The organism is Streptococcus pacificus (genome assembly GCF_016481305.1).
GTDB lineage: Bacteria > Bacillota > Bacilli > Lactobacillales > Streptococcaceae > Streptococcus > Streptococcus pacificus.
The window spans coordinates 493,633-509,938 of record NZ_JAENBO010000001.1; the positions used below are offsets into that span (position 1 = coordinate 493,633).

The 16,306-nt window shown below is 35.1% G+C and carries 15 protein-coding genes; 11 read left to right on the forward strand and 4 right to left on the reverse strand.

Translation table 11 applies throughout. The features are described from left to right. The first annotated feature begins 92 nt into the window (after positions 1–92). From JHK62_RS02255 to JHK62_RS02295, 9 genes are all read left to right on the forward strand, one after another. Positions 93–383, forward strand: a complete 291-nt coding sequence (locus JHK62_RS02255; protein WP_199575051.1) for a DUF4176 domain-containing protein — start codon at positions 93–95, stop codon at positions 381–383. 136 nt (positions 384–519) lie between these two features. After that, positions 520–1,089 (forward strand): thymidine kinase, encoded by a 570-nt coding sequence (locus JHK62_RS02260; RefSeq protein ID WP_199575052.1) that lies wholly within the window; start codon positions 520–522, stop codon positions 1,087–1,089. Between the two features lie 15 nt (positions 1,090–1,104). Then, positions 1,105–2,184, forward strand: a complete 1,080-nt coding sequence (gene prfA / locus JHK62_RS02265; protein WP_199575053.1) for a peptide chain release factor 1 — start codon at positions 1,105–1,107, stop codon at positions 2,182–2,184. After that, the gene (gene prmC / locus JHK62_RS02270) at positions 2,184–3,008 is read left to right on the forward strand and encodes a peptide chain release factor N(5)-glutamine methyltransferase (RefSeq protein WP_199575054.1); all 825 of its coding nucleotides are present in this window, start codon (positions 2,184–2,186) and stop codon (positions 3,006–3,008) included. The genes prfA and prmC overlap by 1 nt, the downstream gene beginning before the upstream one ends. Then, positions 3,005–3,601, forward strand: coding sequence for an L-threonylcarbamoyladenylate synthase (locus JHK62_RS02275; RefSeq protein ID WP_199575055.1), 597 nt, complete (start codon positions 3,005–3,007; stop codon positions 3,599–3,601). Before prmC ends, JHK62_RS02275 begins: the two co-directional genes overlap by 4 nt. 11 nt (positions 3,602–3,612) lie before the next feature. Further along, positions 3,613–4,863, forward strand: a complete 1,251-nt coding sequence (gene glyA, locus JHK62_RS02280) for a serine hydroxymethyltransferase (RefSeq protein WP_199575056.1) — start codon at positions 3,613–3,615, stop codon at positions 4,861–4,863. A 107-nt stretch (positions 4,864–4,970) separates the two neighbouring features. After that, entirely contained in the window at positions 4,971–5,576 is a 606-nt protein-coding gene (locus JHK62_RS02285; protein ID WP_199575057.1) for a lysozyme family protein, read from the forward strand. 18 nt (positions 5,577–5,594) lie between these two features. Then, the gene (locus JHK62_RS02290; protein ID WP_199575058.1) at positions 5,595–7,319 is read left to right on the forward strand and encodes an ABC transporter ATP-binding protein; all 1,725 of its coding nucleotides are present in this window, start codon (positions 5,595–5,597) and stop codon (positions 7,317–7,319) included. 1 nt (position 7,320) lies between these two features. Next, positions 7,321–9,042 carry an ABC transporter ATP-binding protein gene (locus JHK62_RS02295; RefSeq protein WP_199575059.1) on the forward strand — a complete coding sequence of 574 codons (1,722 nt, stop codon included), beginning with the start codon at positions 7,321–7,323 and terminating at the stop codon, positions 9,040–9,042. A gap of 39 nt (positions 9,043–9,081) precedes the next feature. Here the strand turns inward: JHK62_RS02295 and JHK62_RS02300 are convergent, their stop codons facing one another. The 4 genes from JHK62_RS02300 to JHK62_RS02315 all read right to left on the reverse strand — a co-directional run bounded on the left by JHK62_RS02300 (position 9,082) and on the right by JHK62_RS02315 (position 12,679). Further along, entirely contained in the window at positions 9,082–10,800 is a 1,719-nt protein-coding gene (locus tag JHK62_RS02300) for a phospho-sugar mutase (protein ID WP_199575060.1), read from the reverse strand. Between the two features lie 82 nt (positions 10,801–10,882). Continuing rightward, a complete protein-coding gene (locus JHK62_RS02305) occupies positions 10,883–11,449 on the reverse strand; it encodes an ECF transporter S component (protein ID WP_199575061.1) in 567 nt (188 codons plus the stop codon). Then, a complete protein-coding gene (gene coaC, locus JHK62_RS02310; RefSeq protein ID WP_199575062.1) occupies positions 11,446–12,000 on the reverse strand; it encodes a phosphopantothenoylcysteine decarboxylase in 555 nt (184 codons plus the stop codon). Before coaC ends, JHK62_RS02305 begins: the two co-directional genes overlap by 4 nt. Next, positions 11,993–12,679, reverse strand: a complete 687-nt coding sequence (locus JHK62_RS02315; protein WP_199575063.1) for a phosphopantothenate--cysteine ligase — start codon at positions 12,677–12,679, stop codon at positions 11,993–11,995. The genes coaC and JHK62_RS02315 overlap by 8 nt, the downstream gene beginning before the upstream one ends. Before the next feature lie 163 nt (positions 12,680–12,842). Between JHK62_RS02315 and JHK62_RS02320 the strand changes: the two genes are divergently transcribed. Both JHK62_RS02320 and cls read left to right on the forward strand, forming a co-directional pair. Beyond that, positions 12,843–14,513 (forward strand): formate--tetrahydrofolate ligase, encoded by a 1,671-nt coding sequence (locus JHK62_RS02320; RefSeq protein WP_199575064.1) that lies wholly within the window; start codon positions 12,843–12,845, stop codon positions 14,511–14,513. A gap of 39 nt (positions 14,514–14,552) precedes the next feature. Then, positions 14,553–16,127, forward strand: a complete 1,575-nt coding sequence (gene cls / locus JHK62_RS02325) for a cardiolipin synthase (protein ID WP_199575065.1) — start codon at positions 14,553–14,555, stop codon at positions 16,125–16,127. Positions 16,128–16,306 lie beyond the last annotated feature (179 nt).

Genomic DNA, 16,306 nt, shown 5'->3' on the forward strand with positions numbered 1-16,306 from the left:
GATATGACTCTTATCAAAAATGTGTTAGAATGAAAGTATTATAATAGAAAAAGTTTTTGTTCAAATGAAAATGGTTTTAAAAGGAGAATAAAATGACAGAATTATTACCACTAGGAACAATTGTTTACTTACAAGACTCATTAACAAAAGTCATGATTATCGGTAGAGGTCCTGAGTTCAATCTAGATGACCAAGAAGTTTACAGTGATTATGTTGGTGTTGTTTATCCAGAAGGGATTAATCCTGATGATTCTATCTTTTTTAATCAAGAAAACATTGAAAAAGTGGTTTTTGAAGGTTTTAAAGATGAAGAAGAAGTTGAGTATTTAACAGAGTATAAGGAGTGGGAAAACGAATTAACAGTAAAAAAAGCCAAAATATAATTACAAAATCGGTCACTTTACCGATTTTTTTATTTATTTTTTCAAAAGAATATTTTTATCCTAGTCAATATTTACATGAATACTTACTAGAATTATGATAAAATAATAAGGACATTAAAAGTAGGAGAAGGATATTTTGGCACAGCTATATTACAAATACGGTACAATGAATTCTGGCAAGACCATTGAGATCTTAAAAGTGGCACACAACTATGAAGAACAAGGGAAGCCTGTTGTCATCATGACTAGTGCACTTGATACAAGAGATGGTTTTGGGGTGGTTTCTAGCCGAATTGGCATGAAAAGAAAGGCTATTCCCATTTCTGATGATATGGATGTTTTTTCTTATATTGCTAATTTAGAAATCAAACCTTACTGTATTCTAATTGATGAGGCCCAATTTCTCACTAAAAGAAATGTTTACGACTTGGCAAAAGTTGTTGATGAACTAGATGTTCCTGTTATGGCATTTGGTCTTAAAAATGATTTTCGAAATGAATTATTTGAAGGGTCTCAATACTTGCTACTAATGGCCGATAAAATTGAAGAAATTAAAACCATTTGTCAATACTGCAGTAAAAAGGCAACTATGGTTTTAAGGACAGTTCAAGGAAAACCAGTTTATCAAGGAGAACAAATTCAAATCGGAGGGAATGAAACTTATATCCCCGTCTGTCGTAAACACTATTTTAACCCAGAACAATAAAAAGGAATAAAACTTATGAACATTTATGATCAATTAGAGTCGGTTGAAAATCGTTATGAAGAACTAGGCGAACTTTTGAGTGACCCTGATGTCGTTAGTAACACTAAACGCTTTATGGAACTGTCAAAAGAAGAAGCTAATTTACGTGAAACCGTTGCTACATATAAAGAATATAAAGATATTCTACAAGCCATCTCAGATGCTGAGGAAATGATTAAAGACTCAGGAGGAGATGCTGATATTGAAGAAATGGCGAAAGAAGAATTAAAAGAATCAAAAGCTCAAAAAGAAGAGCTAGAAGAAAAGCTTAAAATTCTTCTTCTACCAAAAGATCCTAATGATGATAAAAATATTATTTTAGAAATCAGAGGTGCTGCTGGTGGTGATGAGGCTGCTTTATTCGCCGGTGATCTCTTAACCATGTATCAAAAATATGCGGAAGCACAAGGCTGGCAATTTGAAGTGATGGAAGCTAGCACCAACGGTGTCGGTGGTTTAAAAGAAGTGATTGCCATGGTATCTGGTCAGTCAGTCTACTCTAAGTTAAAATATGAAAGTGGTGCCCACCGCGTTCAACGTGTTCCTGTCACAGAAAGTCAAGGACGCGTCCACACCTCGACAGCAACAGTACTCGTGATGCCTGAAGTAGAAGATGTGGAATATGAAATCGATCCAAACGATTTACGTATCGATATCTATCACGCATCTGGTGCTGGGGGACAAAACGTCAATAAAGTTGCAACAGCTGTTCGTATTGTCCATTTACCAACCAATATCAAAATTGAAATGCAAGAAGAACGGACACAGCAAAAAAACAGAGAAAAGGCGATGAAAATTATTAGAGCAAGAGTCGCAGACCACTTTGCTCAAATCGCTCAAGACGAACAAGACGCTGAACGCAAATCAACTATTGGTACGGGTGATCGTTCTGAACGTATTAGAACCTATAATTTCCCTCAAAACCGTGTGACAGACCATCGCATCGGCTTAACCTTGCAAAAACTAGACACTATTTTAGCTGGAAAACTCGATGAAGTAGTGGATGCCTTAATTTTATACGATCAAACTAAGAAATTAGAAGAGTTAAATAACTAATGAATTATGCTCAAGTTTTTTCTCAACTAGAAAAAGAAATTAGCCTTGCTGGTGCAGAAAAAGAAGCCTTAGAATATGTCTTTCTAGCAAAAAAGAAATGGACAAAAACGGATTATATCCTAAAACAAAATGATTCTGTTCCACAGAAAGACTATCAGTTATTGGTAGAAATTACCAAGCAACTCAAAGAACATTATCCTGCTCAATATCTTGTGGGTGAGGTGGAGTTTCATGGCGCAAGACTTCAAGTTGATAAACGTGTTTTGATTCCAAGGCCTGAAACTGAAGAGTTGGTAGACTTGATTTTAAAAGAAAATCTTGAAGATGACTTAAGCGTTCTTGACATTGGGACTGGTAGTGGAGCGATTGCGATTGCACTTGCTAAAGAAAAACCTTCCTGGTTTGTTACAGCCTCTGATCTTTCTTCTGAGGCACTTGCCTTAGCCAAAGAAAATGCCGATAACAATCAGGTTGAGATTACCTTTAGTCAGTCAGATGTGTTTAGCACTATTAGCGAATCATTTGATCTTATCATTTCAAATCCACCATATATTGCCAAAGAAGCTATTAATGAAGTCGATAGTAATGTGTTACTGCATGAACCACATAGTGCTCTATTTGCTGATAATAATGGTTTAGCCATCTATGAAAAAATTGCCAAAGAAAGTAAAAATCATCTTAAACAAAATGGCAAAATTTACCTAGAGATTGGATACGAGCAAGGTCAGCTAGTAAAAGAGCTATTCGAAACATCTTTCCCAAGTAAAACCATTCGTATTATAAAGGATTCTTTTGGCCTTGATAGAATGGTGGTGATTCTATGATGACAAAAGTATCTAAAATTTTAAATGAAGGTGGTGCAGTTGTTCTGCCGACTGAAACCGTTTATGGATTATTTGCAAAAGCCTTTGATAAGAAAGCCGTTGAAAATGTTTACAAATTAAAAAAAAGACCTTTAGAGAAAGCTTTAAATCTAAACATTTCTTCTTATCAAGAAATGTTAGACTACTCAAAGAATCAACCTGCTTATCTTAAAACCTTATACGACCACTTTTTACCAGGCCCTTTAACAATCATCTTAGAAGCTAATGATAAGGTACCTAAATGGCTTAACTCTGGGAAAAAAACTGTTGGTTTTCGAGTACCAAAACATCCCAAAACTCTCCAGTTAATCAAAGAACACGGTCCTTTAATTGGTCCATCTGCTAATATTTCTGGGAAAGAAAGTGGTGTCTATTTTGATAATATTATGGTATCATTTAAGGGTAGGGTCTCTGGTATAAAAGACGATGCTTTTTTGACAGGACAAGATTCAACCATTCTTGATTTAACTGATACAAAGGTAAGAATTTTACGCCAAGGTGCTATAACAAAAAACGATATTTTGTCATATCTACCTGAAATGACATTTGAATAAAAGGAGAAGTTATGATTTTTGATAAAGAAGACTACAAAGCGTTTGACCCAGAGGTCTGGGAAGCCGTCGTTAAAGAAGAGGAACGCCAGCAAAACAATATTGAACTAATAGCTTCTGAAAATGTTGTTTCAAAAGCAGTTATGGCAGCACAAGGAACAATTCTAACCAACAAATATGCTGAAGGTTACCCTTCAAAGCGTTATTATGGTGGGACAGATGTTGTTGATGTCATTGAAAACTTAGCGATTGAGCGTGCTAAGGCATTATTTGGTGCTTCCTATGCTAATGTGCAACCTCATTCAGGGAGTCAAGCTAATGCCGGTGCTTACATGGCATTAATTGAACCAGGAGATACTGTTCTTGGAATGGATTTGGCGGCTGGTGGCCATTTGACTCATGGCGCTTCTGTTAGTTTTTCAGGTAAAACCTATCATTTTGTTTCTTATACACTTAATCCTGAAACTGAGATGATTGATTATGACGAATTACAACAATTGGCTAATGAGCATCAGCCAAAACTCATTGTTGCAGGTGCTTCTGCCTATTCAAGAACTTTAGATTTTGAAAAATTCCGTGCGATTGCCGATAGTGTCAATGCTTATCTAGTGGTTGACATGGCCCATATTGCAGGCTTAGTAGCTGCTGGTTATCATCCTAACCCAATGCCTTATGCACATGTTGTTACATCAACAACCCACAAAACACTTAGAGGTCCACGTGGTGGTTTGATTCTAACAAATGACGAAGCAATTGCTAAAAAAATTAATTCAGCTATTTTCCCTGGTCTTCAAGGAGGACCATTAGAACACGTCATTGCAGCAAAAGCAGTTGCTTTTAAAGAAGCACTTGATCCTGAATTTAAAACTTATATTAAAAATGTCGTCGCAAATGCTAAAGCTATGGCAGAAGTATTTGCAAAAAATGACAATTTCCGTGTGATCTCTGGTGGTACAGACAATCATCTCTTTTTAGTAGATGTCACCAAAGTTATCGAAAATGGGAAATTGGCGCAAAATGTTCTAGAAGAAGTGAATATTACTCTAAACAAGAACTCAATTCCTTTTGAAACACTATCACCCTTTAAAACGTCAGGTATCAGAATTGGAACACCTGCCATTACTAGCCGTGGCATGGGCGAAAAAGAGAGTGTTAGAATCGCTGAGCTCATGATTAAAGTATTAGAAAATCATGATGATCAGTCTGTATTAAATGATGTTAAAGCTGAAATTAAAGCCTTAACAGATGCTTTTCCATTATACTAATTTGGAAATAGTCACATCCATCTAAAATGGTCATTTAATAGTATCTTATGTTCAAATGGAATGAAATGTTGCATAGTTTTGTAAGTAATAAAGAAAGATAAATGCAGATGATTAAAAAACTAAGAACTATTGTCATCATTCTTTTCTTGCTTTTTATTGGTTACCATTCCATAACCGTTTACCAGAATGTTAAAACCGTTCTCACCTATCGAACAATGGTTAGAGACGTTTTGGCTGAAAATGATACGCCTGCAAATGAAGACCTCATTTTGGCAATGATTTACACTGAAACCAAAGGTCGTGAAGGGGATGTGATGCAATCCAGTGAAAGCTCTACAGGAGAAGTTGGGACAATCACTGACAATAAAGAAAGCATCAGACAAGGTGTTGCTGTTTTATCAGAAAATCTAATAGAAGCTGAAAAATCTGATGTTGATGTATGGACTGCTGTTCAAGCCTATAATTTTGGGCAATCCTATATTTCCTACATTTCAAAAAATGGCGGAGTAAATACGATTGAACTTGCAAAGATATACTCTAGAGATGTTGTTGCTCCAAGTTTAGGCAACGATAAAAAAGAAACTTACAACTACTACACACTTGTTTCATTGTTTTACGGTGATGGTAAGCTCTACCGTAATGGAGGCAATAGTTACTACGCCAAACAAGTGCAGATGAACCTCTACTTGATTAAACTCGTCAGTTTATTTTAATCAGCAGGTGATACTAGTATGAAAATCTTATTTAAGTATTTTAAGGGCACTATAAAAGAGGCTATTTTAGCCCCATTACTCAAATTATTGGAAGCTTTGTTTGAGTTGGCTGTGCCTTTAATCCTTGCTTTTATCATTGATACTATAATCCCAAGCAAGAATAATAATCTTCTATTAGTGATGATTATTATTCTCTTTTTGCTTGCTTTTTTTAATATTATAGTGGCTGTCATTGCGCAATACTATTCTTCAAAAGTAGCAACACACTATACAAAGAATCTCAGTAAAGCTTTATTTGAAAAAATACTTGGACTTTCCTATACAGAATCATCAATCAGCTCAGGTGAACTTATTTCACGATTGTTAAATGATACGCTTTACATTCAAATTGGCATCAATCTTTTTTTACGATTATTCTTAAGAGCTCCTGTTATTATTTTCGGCTCATTAATACTAGCCTTTTCAATAAATAAGAAGATTGCCTTTGAATTTTTGATCATGCTGTTAGGCTTACTGTTCATTATATATTTAATCTCTCGCTTTTTAGTCCCTGTTTATCAAAAAATGAAAAGAACTCTTGACCGAATGACTTCATTGATTAGTGAACAGGTGATGGGGATGCGCGTTATTCGTTCTTACCACAAAACGGATCAAGAACTAAGCGTTTTTGAAAATGAAACCAGGGAAAACTTTCGACAACAAATTAAAGCAAGTTATCTCACTAGTCTACTTAATCCTTTGACGTTTACTATCATTAACGTTACCTTGATTGTTATTATTTGGCAGGGACATCTTGCTGTCTTAACAAAAGAGTTGAGTGTTGGAGTTGTTGTGGCACTGATTAACTATCTTCTACAGATTTTAATTGAAACTGTTAAATTAACAACGCTTGTTTCTGCTGTTAACCAATCCTTTGTTAGTTCACGTAGACTCCTTGATTTGCTAGAGCTTAAAGAAAGGGTAAATACCTCATTACATAACATAGAGTTGCCTAAAGACGATGACGTTTCTCTGGTGGTTAATAAGGTTAGTTTTTCCTACCCGAATTCTCAAAAAATGGCTATTAAAGAGATAGATTTTTCACTGAAACCTCATGAAACACTAGGCATCATAGGGGGCACTAGTTCTGGCAAAAGTACCTTGCTTCACCTTTTAGCAGGTCTTTTACTTCCTAGTCAGGGGCAAATAGAACTTTATTACCACAATAAAACCCCAAAAACACTGAAGGAATTTTCTCAATGGGTTAGTTTATCCCCTCAAAAACCTCAATTATTTGAAGGGAGTCTAAGAGATAATCTTGAACTCGGACAAAGTCGGTCATTAAGTGAAGAAGAGCTGTGGCAAGCTCTTGATATTGCACAAGCGAGCGAATTTGTTGAAAAAGAATCTCTCAAATTAGATAGTCCTGTGGAACAGTATGGTCAAAATTATTCTGGCGGCCAAAAACAGCGGTTGACCCTTGCAAGAAGTTTGGTTGATAAAAAACCTTTCTTATTACTTGATAATCCAACCTCCTCCTTGGATTACTTGACTGAAAAAAAGGTACTAGATGCTCTTCATCACCTATCTTTCTTTCAAAATATGATTATTGTCTCACAACATTATCATGTTATTAGTCGCTGTGATAAGATCTTAGTCTTAGATAACGGCAACCAGGTTGGTTTGGGCAGTCATAAAGAGCTACTAGAGACTAATCCTTACTATCAAGCCATCTATCAAACGCAAAAAAAGGGAGGTGAATAAAATGAAAAAGACTACAATGAGTCGTTTACTTTATTCTTTTTTACAGACACCTTTTCGCTTGATAAGCTTGATAATTGTTTCTATTGTACATGTTTCATTAGCTGTGTATCTTCCTGTCTTAATAGGAGAAGCAGTTGATTTTATTGGTCAAAAAAATAACACACAAACGCTTATCTCCCTTCTTTTCTCCATGCTTTTTGTAATTATAGCCCATTCTTTGTTTTTATGGTTTTCAGGCTTAATTGCTCAAAAAATGGTCTTTCAGTATGGGAAAAATCTAAAAAATGAACTAATGGCACGTCTCCATCAATTACCAATTCCGGTTTTTGACAACTATACAACAGGTGATTTAATCAGTCGTGCTACAACAGACATTGAACAATTGACAAATGGCTTGTTATTGGTATTTGAGCAATTTTTGACGGGCTTATTGACACTTATTTTTCTCATTTTTTCAATGGCCAACTTAGATGGTGTAATGCTCGCAATGGTTTTATTTCTTACACCATTAACCTTACTTGTCGCCAATTTTATTGGTAAAAGAAGTTATCATTTTTACGAAAAACAATTAATGGCTCGAAAAAAAGAAAGCCAATTAATTGAAGAAGTGGTTAGACAAAAATCATTGATTCAATTATTCAATGCCAAAGAGAAATTTTTAAATCTTTTTGATAAGCGGATAGAAGACTATACTTTGGCATCTCAAAAAGCAACTTTTTATTCCTCAACAGTTAATCCAGTGACAAGATTCTTAAACAGTCTTATATATGCTCTCTTAATTGGAGTTGGCGCATTGAGAATTTTGCATGGCTTTCTATCTCTTGGGCAATTAGTTACTTTTTTAAATTATGCTAAGCAGTATAGTAAACCATTTAATGACATCTCTAGCGTTCTATCAGAATTACAAGGCGCTTTAGCTTGTGCCGAAAGACTTTATGAACTCATTGATGCTAAAAATGATATAGAGACTTCAGAAAATCAAAGCAATAAAACACTCAATCTCAAAGAAAAAATTACTTTTGAGAATATCAATTTTTCCTACCAAAAAGGGCATAGGGTTTTAAAGGATATTTCGTTTAGTATTAATCCAGGAGAAACAGTAGCTATTGTTGGACCAACTGGTTCAGGTAAAACAACGCTAATTAACTTATTAATGCGTTTTTATTCGCCTGATAGTGGTAGCATTCTATTTGGTGATACGGCTATTCAAGCATTAGATAAAAAAGAGTTTTATCAAAAAATTGGAATGGTCGCTCAAACAACTTGGTTAAAAAAAGCCAGTGTTTTTGATAATATTTCCTATGCTTATCCAAATAGTGACAAACTTTCTGTTGAAAAAGCAGCTAAATTAGCAAACGCAGATCACTTTATTCAGCAATTACCAGATGGTTATGATACCTTATTAGATGAATCCCAAACAAGTTTGTCTGAAGGGCAAAGACAGTTGATTAGTATTGCAAGAGTGTTTTTAAAAGCCCCTGAGTTACTAATACTTGATGAGGCAACTTCATCAATAGATGCCAATACAGAAGTATTAGTACAAAATGCGCTACAAAAATTAATGGCTGGCAAAACAAGTATTATTATTGCCCATCGCCTTTCAACGATTATGAAAGCTGACAATATTATTGTCTTAAAGGACGGAAGACTTGTAGAATCAGGAAATCATCAAGAATTAATGACTAGAAAAGGTCTTTATTATGAAATGTATCAGAGCCATTAATTAAAAAAGGATTTGAAGCTAGCTTCAAATCCTTTTTTGTTATTTAATAAACTGATTAATTTCTTTTTCGATGCTATCGATTTTTGCTTGTGAGTCTTCAAGTTTTTTTCCAACTGTTGCAATATAGAATTTAATTTTTGGTTCAGTACCTGAAGGTCTAACAGCAAACCAAGAATCATCAGCAAGAGTATATTTTAAAACATCACTAGGAGGAGTAGAAAGAGAAGTAACATTCCCTTTTTCGTCAGTGGCTGTTTGTTTTTTAAAGTCTTCAACTTTTACAATGGCAGTTTGATTAAAGCTGCTTGGCGCATTATCACGGAATTTGCTCATAATAGTTTTAATTTGACTAGCACCATCCACTCCAGAAAGCTCAAGTGAGATTGTTTTTTCAGAGAAGTAACCATATTCTTGATAGATTTCAGCTATGCCATCTGCTAAGGTTAACCCTCTTGAACGATAATAGGCAGCAATTTCAGCAATCAATAAAACAGCCTGAATAGCGTCTTTGTCACGAACAAATGGTTTTACAAGGTAACCAAAGCTTTCTTCAAAGCCAAACATATAAGTGTATTTGCCAGTATCTTCAAATTCTTGAATTTTTTCAGCAATAAACTTAAAGCCGGTTAACACATTAAACATAGTAGCATTATAACTTTCAGCAATCTTTGTCACCAATTCTGTTGAAACAATTGATTTAGCCAAAGCTGCATTAGCAGGTAAAGTACCAGCTTGTTTATGTGCTTCTAAAATATATTTTGCCATAATGGCACCAATTTGATTACCAGATAAGTTTTGGTAACTACCATCGGCTAAACGAATTTCAACGCCAAGACGGTCAGCATCAGGATCTGTTGCAATCAAAACATCAGCATCAATCTCACGACCAAGCTGTTCAGCAAGAGCAAATGCTGCTTGACTTTCTGGATTTGGTGATTTGACTGTTGAAAAATCAGGGTCAGCAGTTGCTTGGCTTTCAACAATAGCAACAGAATCAAACCCAGCTTGTGCTAAAGCACGTCGTGCAAGCATTTCACCAGTTCCATGAAGCGGGGTATAGACAATTTTCATGTCTTTGCCGTATTCTTCAATAAGTTTTTGGTTAATAGTAACTGTTTTAACTTCTTTTAAGTATTCACTATCAACATCTTCTGCAATGATTTGAATCACACCACTGTCTTTTTGAGCGTCAAAATCAGCGATAGCAATTTCAAAAGGATTGTCAATCGCACGAATATAATTGGTTAAAGCATCCGCATCAGCTGGAGGCATTTGACCACCATCTTCGCCATAAACCTTATAACCATTAAAAGGAGCAGGGTTATGACTGGCTGTTATCATAATACCAGCAATGGCATTTAAATGACGAACTGCAAAAGATAATTCAGGAGTTGGTCGAAGACTTTCAAAAACATAAGACTTAATACCGTGTTGTGCTAAGACACTAGCAGCGTCCTTTGCAAACTCTGGAGAGAAGTGTCTTGAATCATAAGCAATAGCAACACCTCTTTTTTTAGCTTCTTCACCTTTTTCTTCAATAAGTTGAGCCAAACCTTCAGTTGCCTGACGAACAACAAAAATATTAATACGGTTAGTGCCGGCTCCAATGAGTGCTCTCATACCAGCTGTACCAAACTCAAGGTTGGTATAAAAGGCATCTTCCTTTGTTTTTTCATCCATTTCAAGGAGCTCATCATGTAAATATTTGGGAAGATTTGGTTCATTTAACCATTTCTTAAAATTATCAGTATAGGTCATCTTTTTTACCTCTTTCTAAATACTTAAGCGCTTTAATTATACCATGTTTAAAATTAAAAATCACGGTTACCCGTGATAAATTTTAGATTTTTTCTATTCTTGGCACAATAATACTTGTCATAAATGATGCAATTATGAGTTCCGCAATTGAATTACTTGAAATCACGGTTGCCAATAATTTTTGAATATTACCATCATAAACCGTTGAAAAGAGAAGAAAAATACCGGTTAACACAAAAATTGTATTTGTCAAAGAACCAATACCACCTGCAACAAGAAGTCCTGCTTTGTTTTTCATCATTTTATATACAAAATATGGGAAAATACCAATCAGTACACGAGGTAGAAGCGCAATGACTAGTGATGCAAAGTTTCCTCCAGGAACAAACGGTGAAAATAAGTAACTAGTCGGCAATATAATAATCGTATTAGTGATAACACTCATAAGTCCCATTAAAGCTCCTAAAACACTACCTACTTTAGGACCATAGATGATTGAGGCAATAATAACCGGGATATGAACAAGTGTTGGCTTGATAGGAAGTGGAAGCCAGTTAAAAATAAAGGAACTTAATAGGTGAATGACAAGCATAACGGCAAAAAAGATAGCAATAGTAGCAATAGATTGTGATTGTTTCTTATTTCTCATTTAAAATACTCCTCAACTGTAGTTATAATGTCATCAAGATTGGCTAAAGCCCCTTTTCCTACATCACCACAAGCAAGTAGTGATGATTTAGGTGGAATTTCACGATAATCAATTTCTTTTAAAATTTCCAAATTTTTTTGAGTAATAGGATGTTCATACATTTTAGTGTTCATAGCAGGCGCTAACAACTTAGGAACATTTGTTGGTAATGCAAGTGCAGTTCCAGTGACAATATTATCTGCTAATCCATTGGCTAATTTAGCAATTGTATTGGCACTTGCAGGTGCTACTATAAATAAGTCACTTTGTTTTCCCAATTGAATATGGTTAACAAATCTAGGATCATCTTCAGCCATAATATCCAAATGCACAGGATTGCTAGATAAGACTTGTAATGTTAATGGGGTAATAAAATGAGTCGCTTTTTCAGTCATTAAGACCTGAACATTGTACCCTCTTTTTTTCAATTGACTAACTAAATCAGTCGCCTTATAGGCAGAGATACTACCAGTAATAGCTAAAGTAATCGTTGGATATAGACCTTTAGGCATCTTTAATCACCCTTTCATAGATTAATCTAGAGATATCTTGTTTGGTGTAAGCTTCTTCTAGTCCTGATTCAGAAACAAGATAAGCATGATGAGCATCAGTCGAAATCTCAGTCAAATCATTTGCAATAATATAGTCTGCTTGATTGGTTGTTAGACTTTTTCTAGCGGTCTCAAGTAAGTCATCTTTTGAAACAGCCACTAGTAGCTTAAATCCTACCAAAATAATAGAAGGGTTCCACTCTTTGATGAAATGAATCACCTTGGGTGTCTTCTTTAAAAACAGAACTTGGTAATCACTAGAAGAAGAAATCTTTGTTTCAGTGTTTTTTTGTTCTAAAAACAGTTCTAGCTGATCTGCTTTTTTAACAGTATCAAAATCTGTCATAAAAGTAGGAGTATAATCAGAGACAGCCATACTGTGAATCAAAACATCATGCGTTTTAACAAGAGGTTCAAGTGTTTCAATAAGATTATTGACGTCGCTGACTTCAACAATGTGTAAATGAGGATGAGGGGTTGGTTTCACACTAGATTTTGTGGTGACTAGAGTAACTGTTTCCCCTTTGTTTAAGAAATCCTCAGCAATAACTTTTCCTAATGTTCCTGTGGCATGATTTGTAATGCTACGCACATTATCGATTTTTTCGCTGGTTCCACCAGATGTAATTAAAATTCTCATATGAGTATTTTACAAAAAAAAACGCATAAGGTAAATAATTTGTTACTGTCTTTTTATTTTATAAGTAAAATGACTAAGTCCTAAACTTATTTTACATAAAACTCTGTATTTTTGTAAGGCTTTTGGTATACTAATAATATAAAACATTAAAGAGGAGTTTTCTATGCAAACTGATATCAAAATCGCCCAAAGCACACAATTACAACCAATTACTGACATTATTAAAAAAATTAATCTAACATCAGATGATATTGAACTTTACGGCAAGTATAAGGCAAAATTGTCATTTGAAAAAATTAAAGCCCTAGAATCAAATCCTTTAGGAAAACTCATTTTAGTCACTGCCATTAATCCAACACCAGCAGGAGAAGGAAAGTCAACTATTACGATTGGACTTGCTGATGCTCTTAGTAAAATTGGTAAAAAGACAATGATTGCTCTTCGTGAGCCATCAATGGGGCCAGTGATGGGTGTTAAAGGTGGTGCAACTGGGGGAGGATATGCACAAGTTCTTCCCATGGAAGACATTAATCTTCACTTTACCGGTGACATGCATGCGATTACAACAGCAAACAACGCCCTATCCTCTTTAATCGACAATCATTTACAACAGGGTAATGAATTAGAAATTGACCAACGTCGTATCATCTGGAAACGAGTGGTCGACTTAAATGATCGTGCGCTTAGAAAAGTTATTGTGGGACTAGGAAGCCCATTTAATGGTGTTCCTAGAGAAGATGGTTTTGATATTACTGTCGCTAGTGAAATTATGGCTATTTTATGTTTGGCTACTGATTTAGCAGATTTGAAATCAAGATTAGGAAAAATTGTCATCGGTTATAAAACAGATAAAACTCCTGTTTTGGTTAGTGATTTAAAAGTTGAAGGGGCTCTAACGCTCATCTTAAAAGATGCTTTAAAACCAAACCTTGTTCAAACAATCTATGGAACACCAGCCTTTGTCCACGGAGGACCTTTTGCTAATATCGCTCATGGCTGTAACTCGGTTCTTGCGACCTCAACAGCTTTACGTTTAGCGGATTATACCGTGACAGAAGCAGGTTTTGGTGCTGATCTAGGCGCTGAAAAATTCCTAGATATTAAGGTTCCTCAATTACCTAAAGCTCCTGATGCTATCGTTGTTGTTGCTACTTTGCGTGCGTTAAAAATGCATGGTGGTGTCCCTAAAAACGAGCTTGAAAATGAGAATGTTGAAGCTTTAACACATGGTTTTTCAAATCTCGAGCGCCATGTTAACAATATGCGTCAATACGGCGTCCCAGTTACCGTTGCTATTAACCGTTTTGTTTCAGATACTAAAGAAGAAATTGCAACCCTTAAAAAACTTTGTCAAACCATTGACGTACCAGTAGAGCTAGCAACAGTATGGTCTGATGGTGGAGAAGGAGGAGTGGCCCTAGCCAACACGGTTGTTGCCTCTATAGAGAAAAATCCTGGCCAATACCAAAGATTATATGATCTTACAGATACTATCGAAGAGAAGGTCACAAAAATTGTCACTCATATTTATGGTGGTAAAAGTGTTGCCTTTTCTGGTAAAGCTAAAAACCAAATGAGAGAATTAAAACAAAATGATTGGGATAAACTACCAATCTGTATGGCAAAAACGCAATATAGTTTTTCAGACAATCCTAGCCTTCTTGGGGCACCATCAGACTTTGAAATTACGATTAGAGAATTTGTTCCTAAAATAGGTGCAGGTTTTATCGTCGCACTAACTGGTGATGTTCTCACTATGCCTGGATTACCAAAACAACCAGCCGCTTTAAATATGGACGTTACTGATGAGGGCGTTGCTCTAGGTTTATTCTAAACAACTGATAACTACTTTGAATAATGGGAGGAGGAAACAATGAACGGGCAAAAAAATACTGTCGTAAAATTACTTGATAAGAGTAAAAGAGGTATTTTAAGAGGGATTTTTAGCCGTTTAACACTCTTTCTTGTTCTCATTCTTCTACAAATTATTCTCATCAATTTATTTTTCCTTAAGTTAGAAGATTTTCGAATTCCTCTAAAAATTATTGAAGCCATTGTTATTGCGGGTTCTGTGATATTTCTTGTCAATAGCAAAATGGATACAACGTCCATTATCACTTGGCTCTTGGTAATCTTTCCTTTTCCAATACCAGGTGCCATGTTTCTCTTTTATACCAAGAATGATTTAGGCTATAGGGAACTTAAAAAAAGAATTAAAAAGTCGATATCGGAAGTTTCACCTTATTTTCACCAAAAATCAGATATATTAGCTGAGTTAAAACAAGACCACCTTATTACCTACAACCTTGCTAAATACCTTAACAGACGTGGTGGTTACCCCATCTACAAAAATCCAGAAATCACCTATTTCCCAAGTGGAATGAAAAAATTTATTGCTCTAAAAGAAGAATTGCAAAAGGCAAAAGAGTTTATCTTTTTGGAATACTTTATTATTGATGAAGGTACCATGTGGGGTGAAATCTTGGCTATCCTTGAAGAAAAAGTCAAAGAAGGTGTTGAAGTCAGAGTAATGTATGACGGGATGATTGAGTATTCAACCTTGTCACCTGATTATAAGAAAAGATTAGAAAAAATTGGTATTAAGGCGCGTGCTTTTGCACCAATGTCCCCTTTTTTATCAACCTACTACAATTACCGAGACCATAGAAAAATTTTAGTCATCGATAATCAAGTGGCTTTCAATGGTGGGGTTAATTTGGCAGATGAATACATTAACCTTATTGATAAATATGGTTATTGGAAAGACTCAGCTTTGATGATAAAAGGCGAAGCAGTTAGTTCTTACACTTTGATGTTCTTACAAATGTGGGCAACTTATGATCAAACCGATGATATCAAACGCTACTTACTTCCCAACAAATCAAATAGTAACTGCAATCAAGGTTACGTTATTCCTTATGCTGATTCACCTTTAGATAATGAAAAAGTTGGCGAGAACGTCTATATTGACATTTTAAATAACGCTAATGAATATGTACATATCATGACTCCTTATCTTATTCTTGATAGCGAATTAGAGCATGCTTTGAAATTTGCTGCAGAACGTGGTGTTGATGTTAAAATAATCATGCCAGGGATTCCTGATAAGAAAATTCCATATACTTTGGCTAAACGTTACTTTCCTTCTTTAATCGATTCAGGGGTTAAAATTTATCAATTCACACCTGGATTTGTACATGCCAAAAACTTTGTTAGTGATCATAATAAAGCAGTTGTTGGCACAATTAATCTTGATTATAGAAGTTTGTATCATCATTTTGAATGTGCTACCTACATGTATCAAACAAGTAGCATTGCTGATATAGAAAATGATTTTCAAAAAACACTTGCTAAAAGTAAAGAAATTACCTTAGAGTCCTTAAAAAAAGAAAATATTTTGATAAGAGGAGCAGGCTACATCATAAAATTAATAGCACCTCTGTTATAGATTAAAACGATTGATTAAACAGTTCTCTTTACAATTGTTATCATTTAAGGTAGAATTAATTCATGCGATGAGTCGATTATGGTTTTTCGAAACCATATTTGCGCAGGGAAGTCATTAACGCAGGAGCGGACTTTGAAGAGATGTGTGAACCGTCTCTTCACATTCATAGAGTGCCCTAA

What these genes read in the sequence shown, in the direction of transcription:
- JHK62_RS02290 (WP_199575058.1), top strand. Translation starts at nt 5,595, where the DNA reads ATGAAAATCTTATTTAAGTATTTTAAGGGCACTATAAAAGAGGCTATT.
- JHK62_RS02315 (WP_199575063.1), bottom strand. Translation starts at nt 12,679, where the DNA reads ATGAGAATTTTAATTACATCTGGTGGAACCAGCGAAAAAATCGATAAT.
- JHK62_RS02295 (WP_199575059.1), top strand. Translation starts at nt 7,321, where the DNA reads ATGAAAAAGACTACAATGAGTCGTTTACTTTATTCTTTTTTACAGACA.
- JHK62_RS02285 (WP_199575057.1), top strand. Translation starts at nt 4,971, where the DNA reads ATGATTAAAAAACTAAGAACTATTGTCATCATTCTTTTCTTGCTTTTT.
- prmC (WP_199575054.1), top strand. Translation starts at nt 2,184, where the DNA reads ATGAATTATGCTCAAGTTTTTTCTCAACTAGAAAAAGAAATTAGCCTT.
- JHK62_RS02300 (WP_199575060.1), bottom strand. Translation starts at nt 10,800, where the DNA reads ATGACCTATACTGATAATTTTAAGAAATGGTTAAATGAACCAAATCTT.
- JHK62_RS02275 (WP_199575055.1), top strand. Translation starts at nt 3,005, where the DNA reads ATGATGACAAAAGTATCTAAAATTTTAAATGAAGGTGGTGCAGTTGTT.
- glyA (WP_199575056.1), top strand. Translation starts at nt 3,613, where the DNA reads ATGATTTTTGATAAAGAAGACTACAAAGCGTTTGACCCAGAGGTCTGG.
- prfA (WP_199575053.1), top strand. Translation starts at nt 1,105, where the DNA reads ATGAACATTTATGATCAATTAGAGTCGGTTGAAAATCGTTATGAAGAA.
- JHK62_RS02320 (WP_199575064.1), top strand. Translation starts at nt 12,843, where the DNA reads ATGCAAACTGATATCAAAATCGCCCAAAGCACACAATTACAACCAATT.
- cls (WP_199575065.1), top strand. Translation starts at nt 14,553, where the DNA reads ATGAACGGGCAAAAAAATACTGTCGTAAAATTACTTGATAAGAGTAAA.
- JHK62_RS02305 (WP_199575061.1), bottom strand. Translation starts at nt 11,449, where the DNA reads ATGAGAAATAAGAAACAATCACAATCTATTGCTACTATTGCTATCTTT.
- JHK62_RS02255 (WP_199575051.1), top strand. Translation starts at nt 93, where the DNA reads ATGACAGAATTATTACCACTAGGAACAATTGTTTACTTACAAGACTCA.
- coaC (WP_199575062.1), bottom strand. Translation starts at nt 12,000, where the DNA reads ATGCCTAAAGGTCTATATCCAACGATTACTTTAGCTATTACTGGTAGT.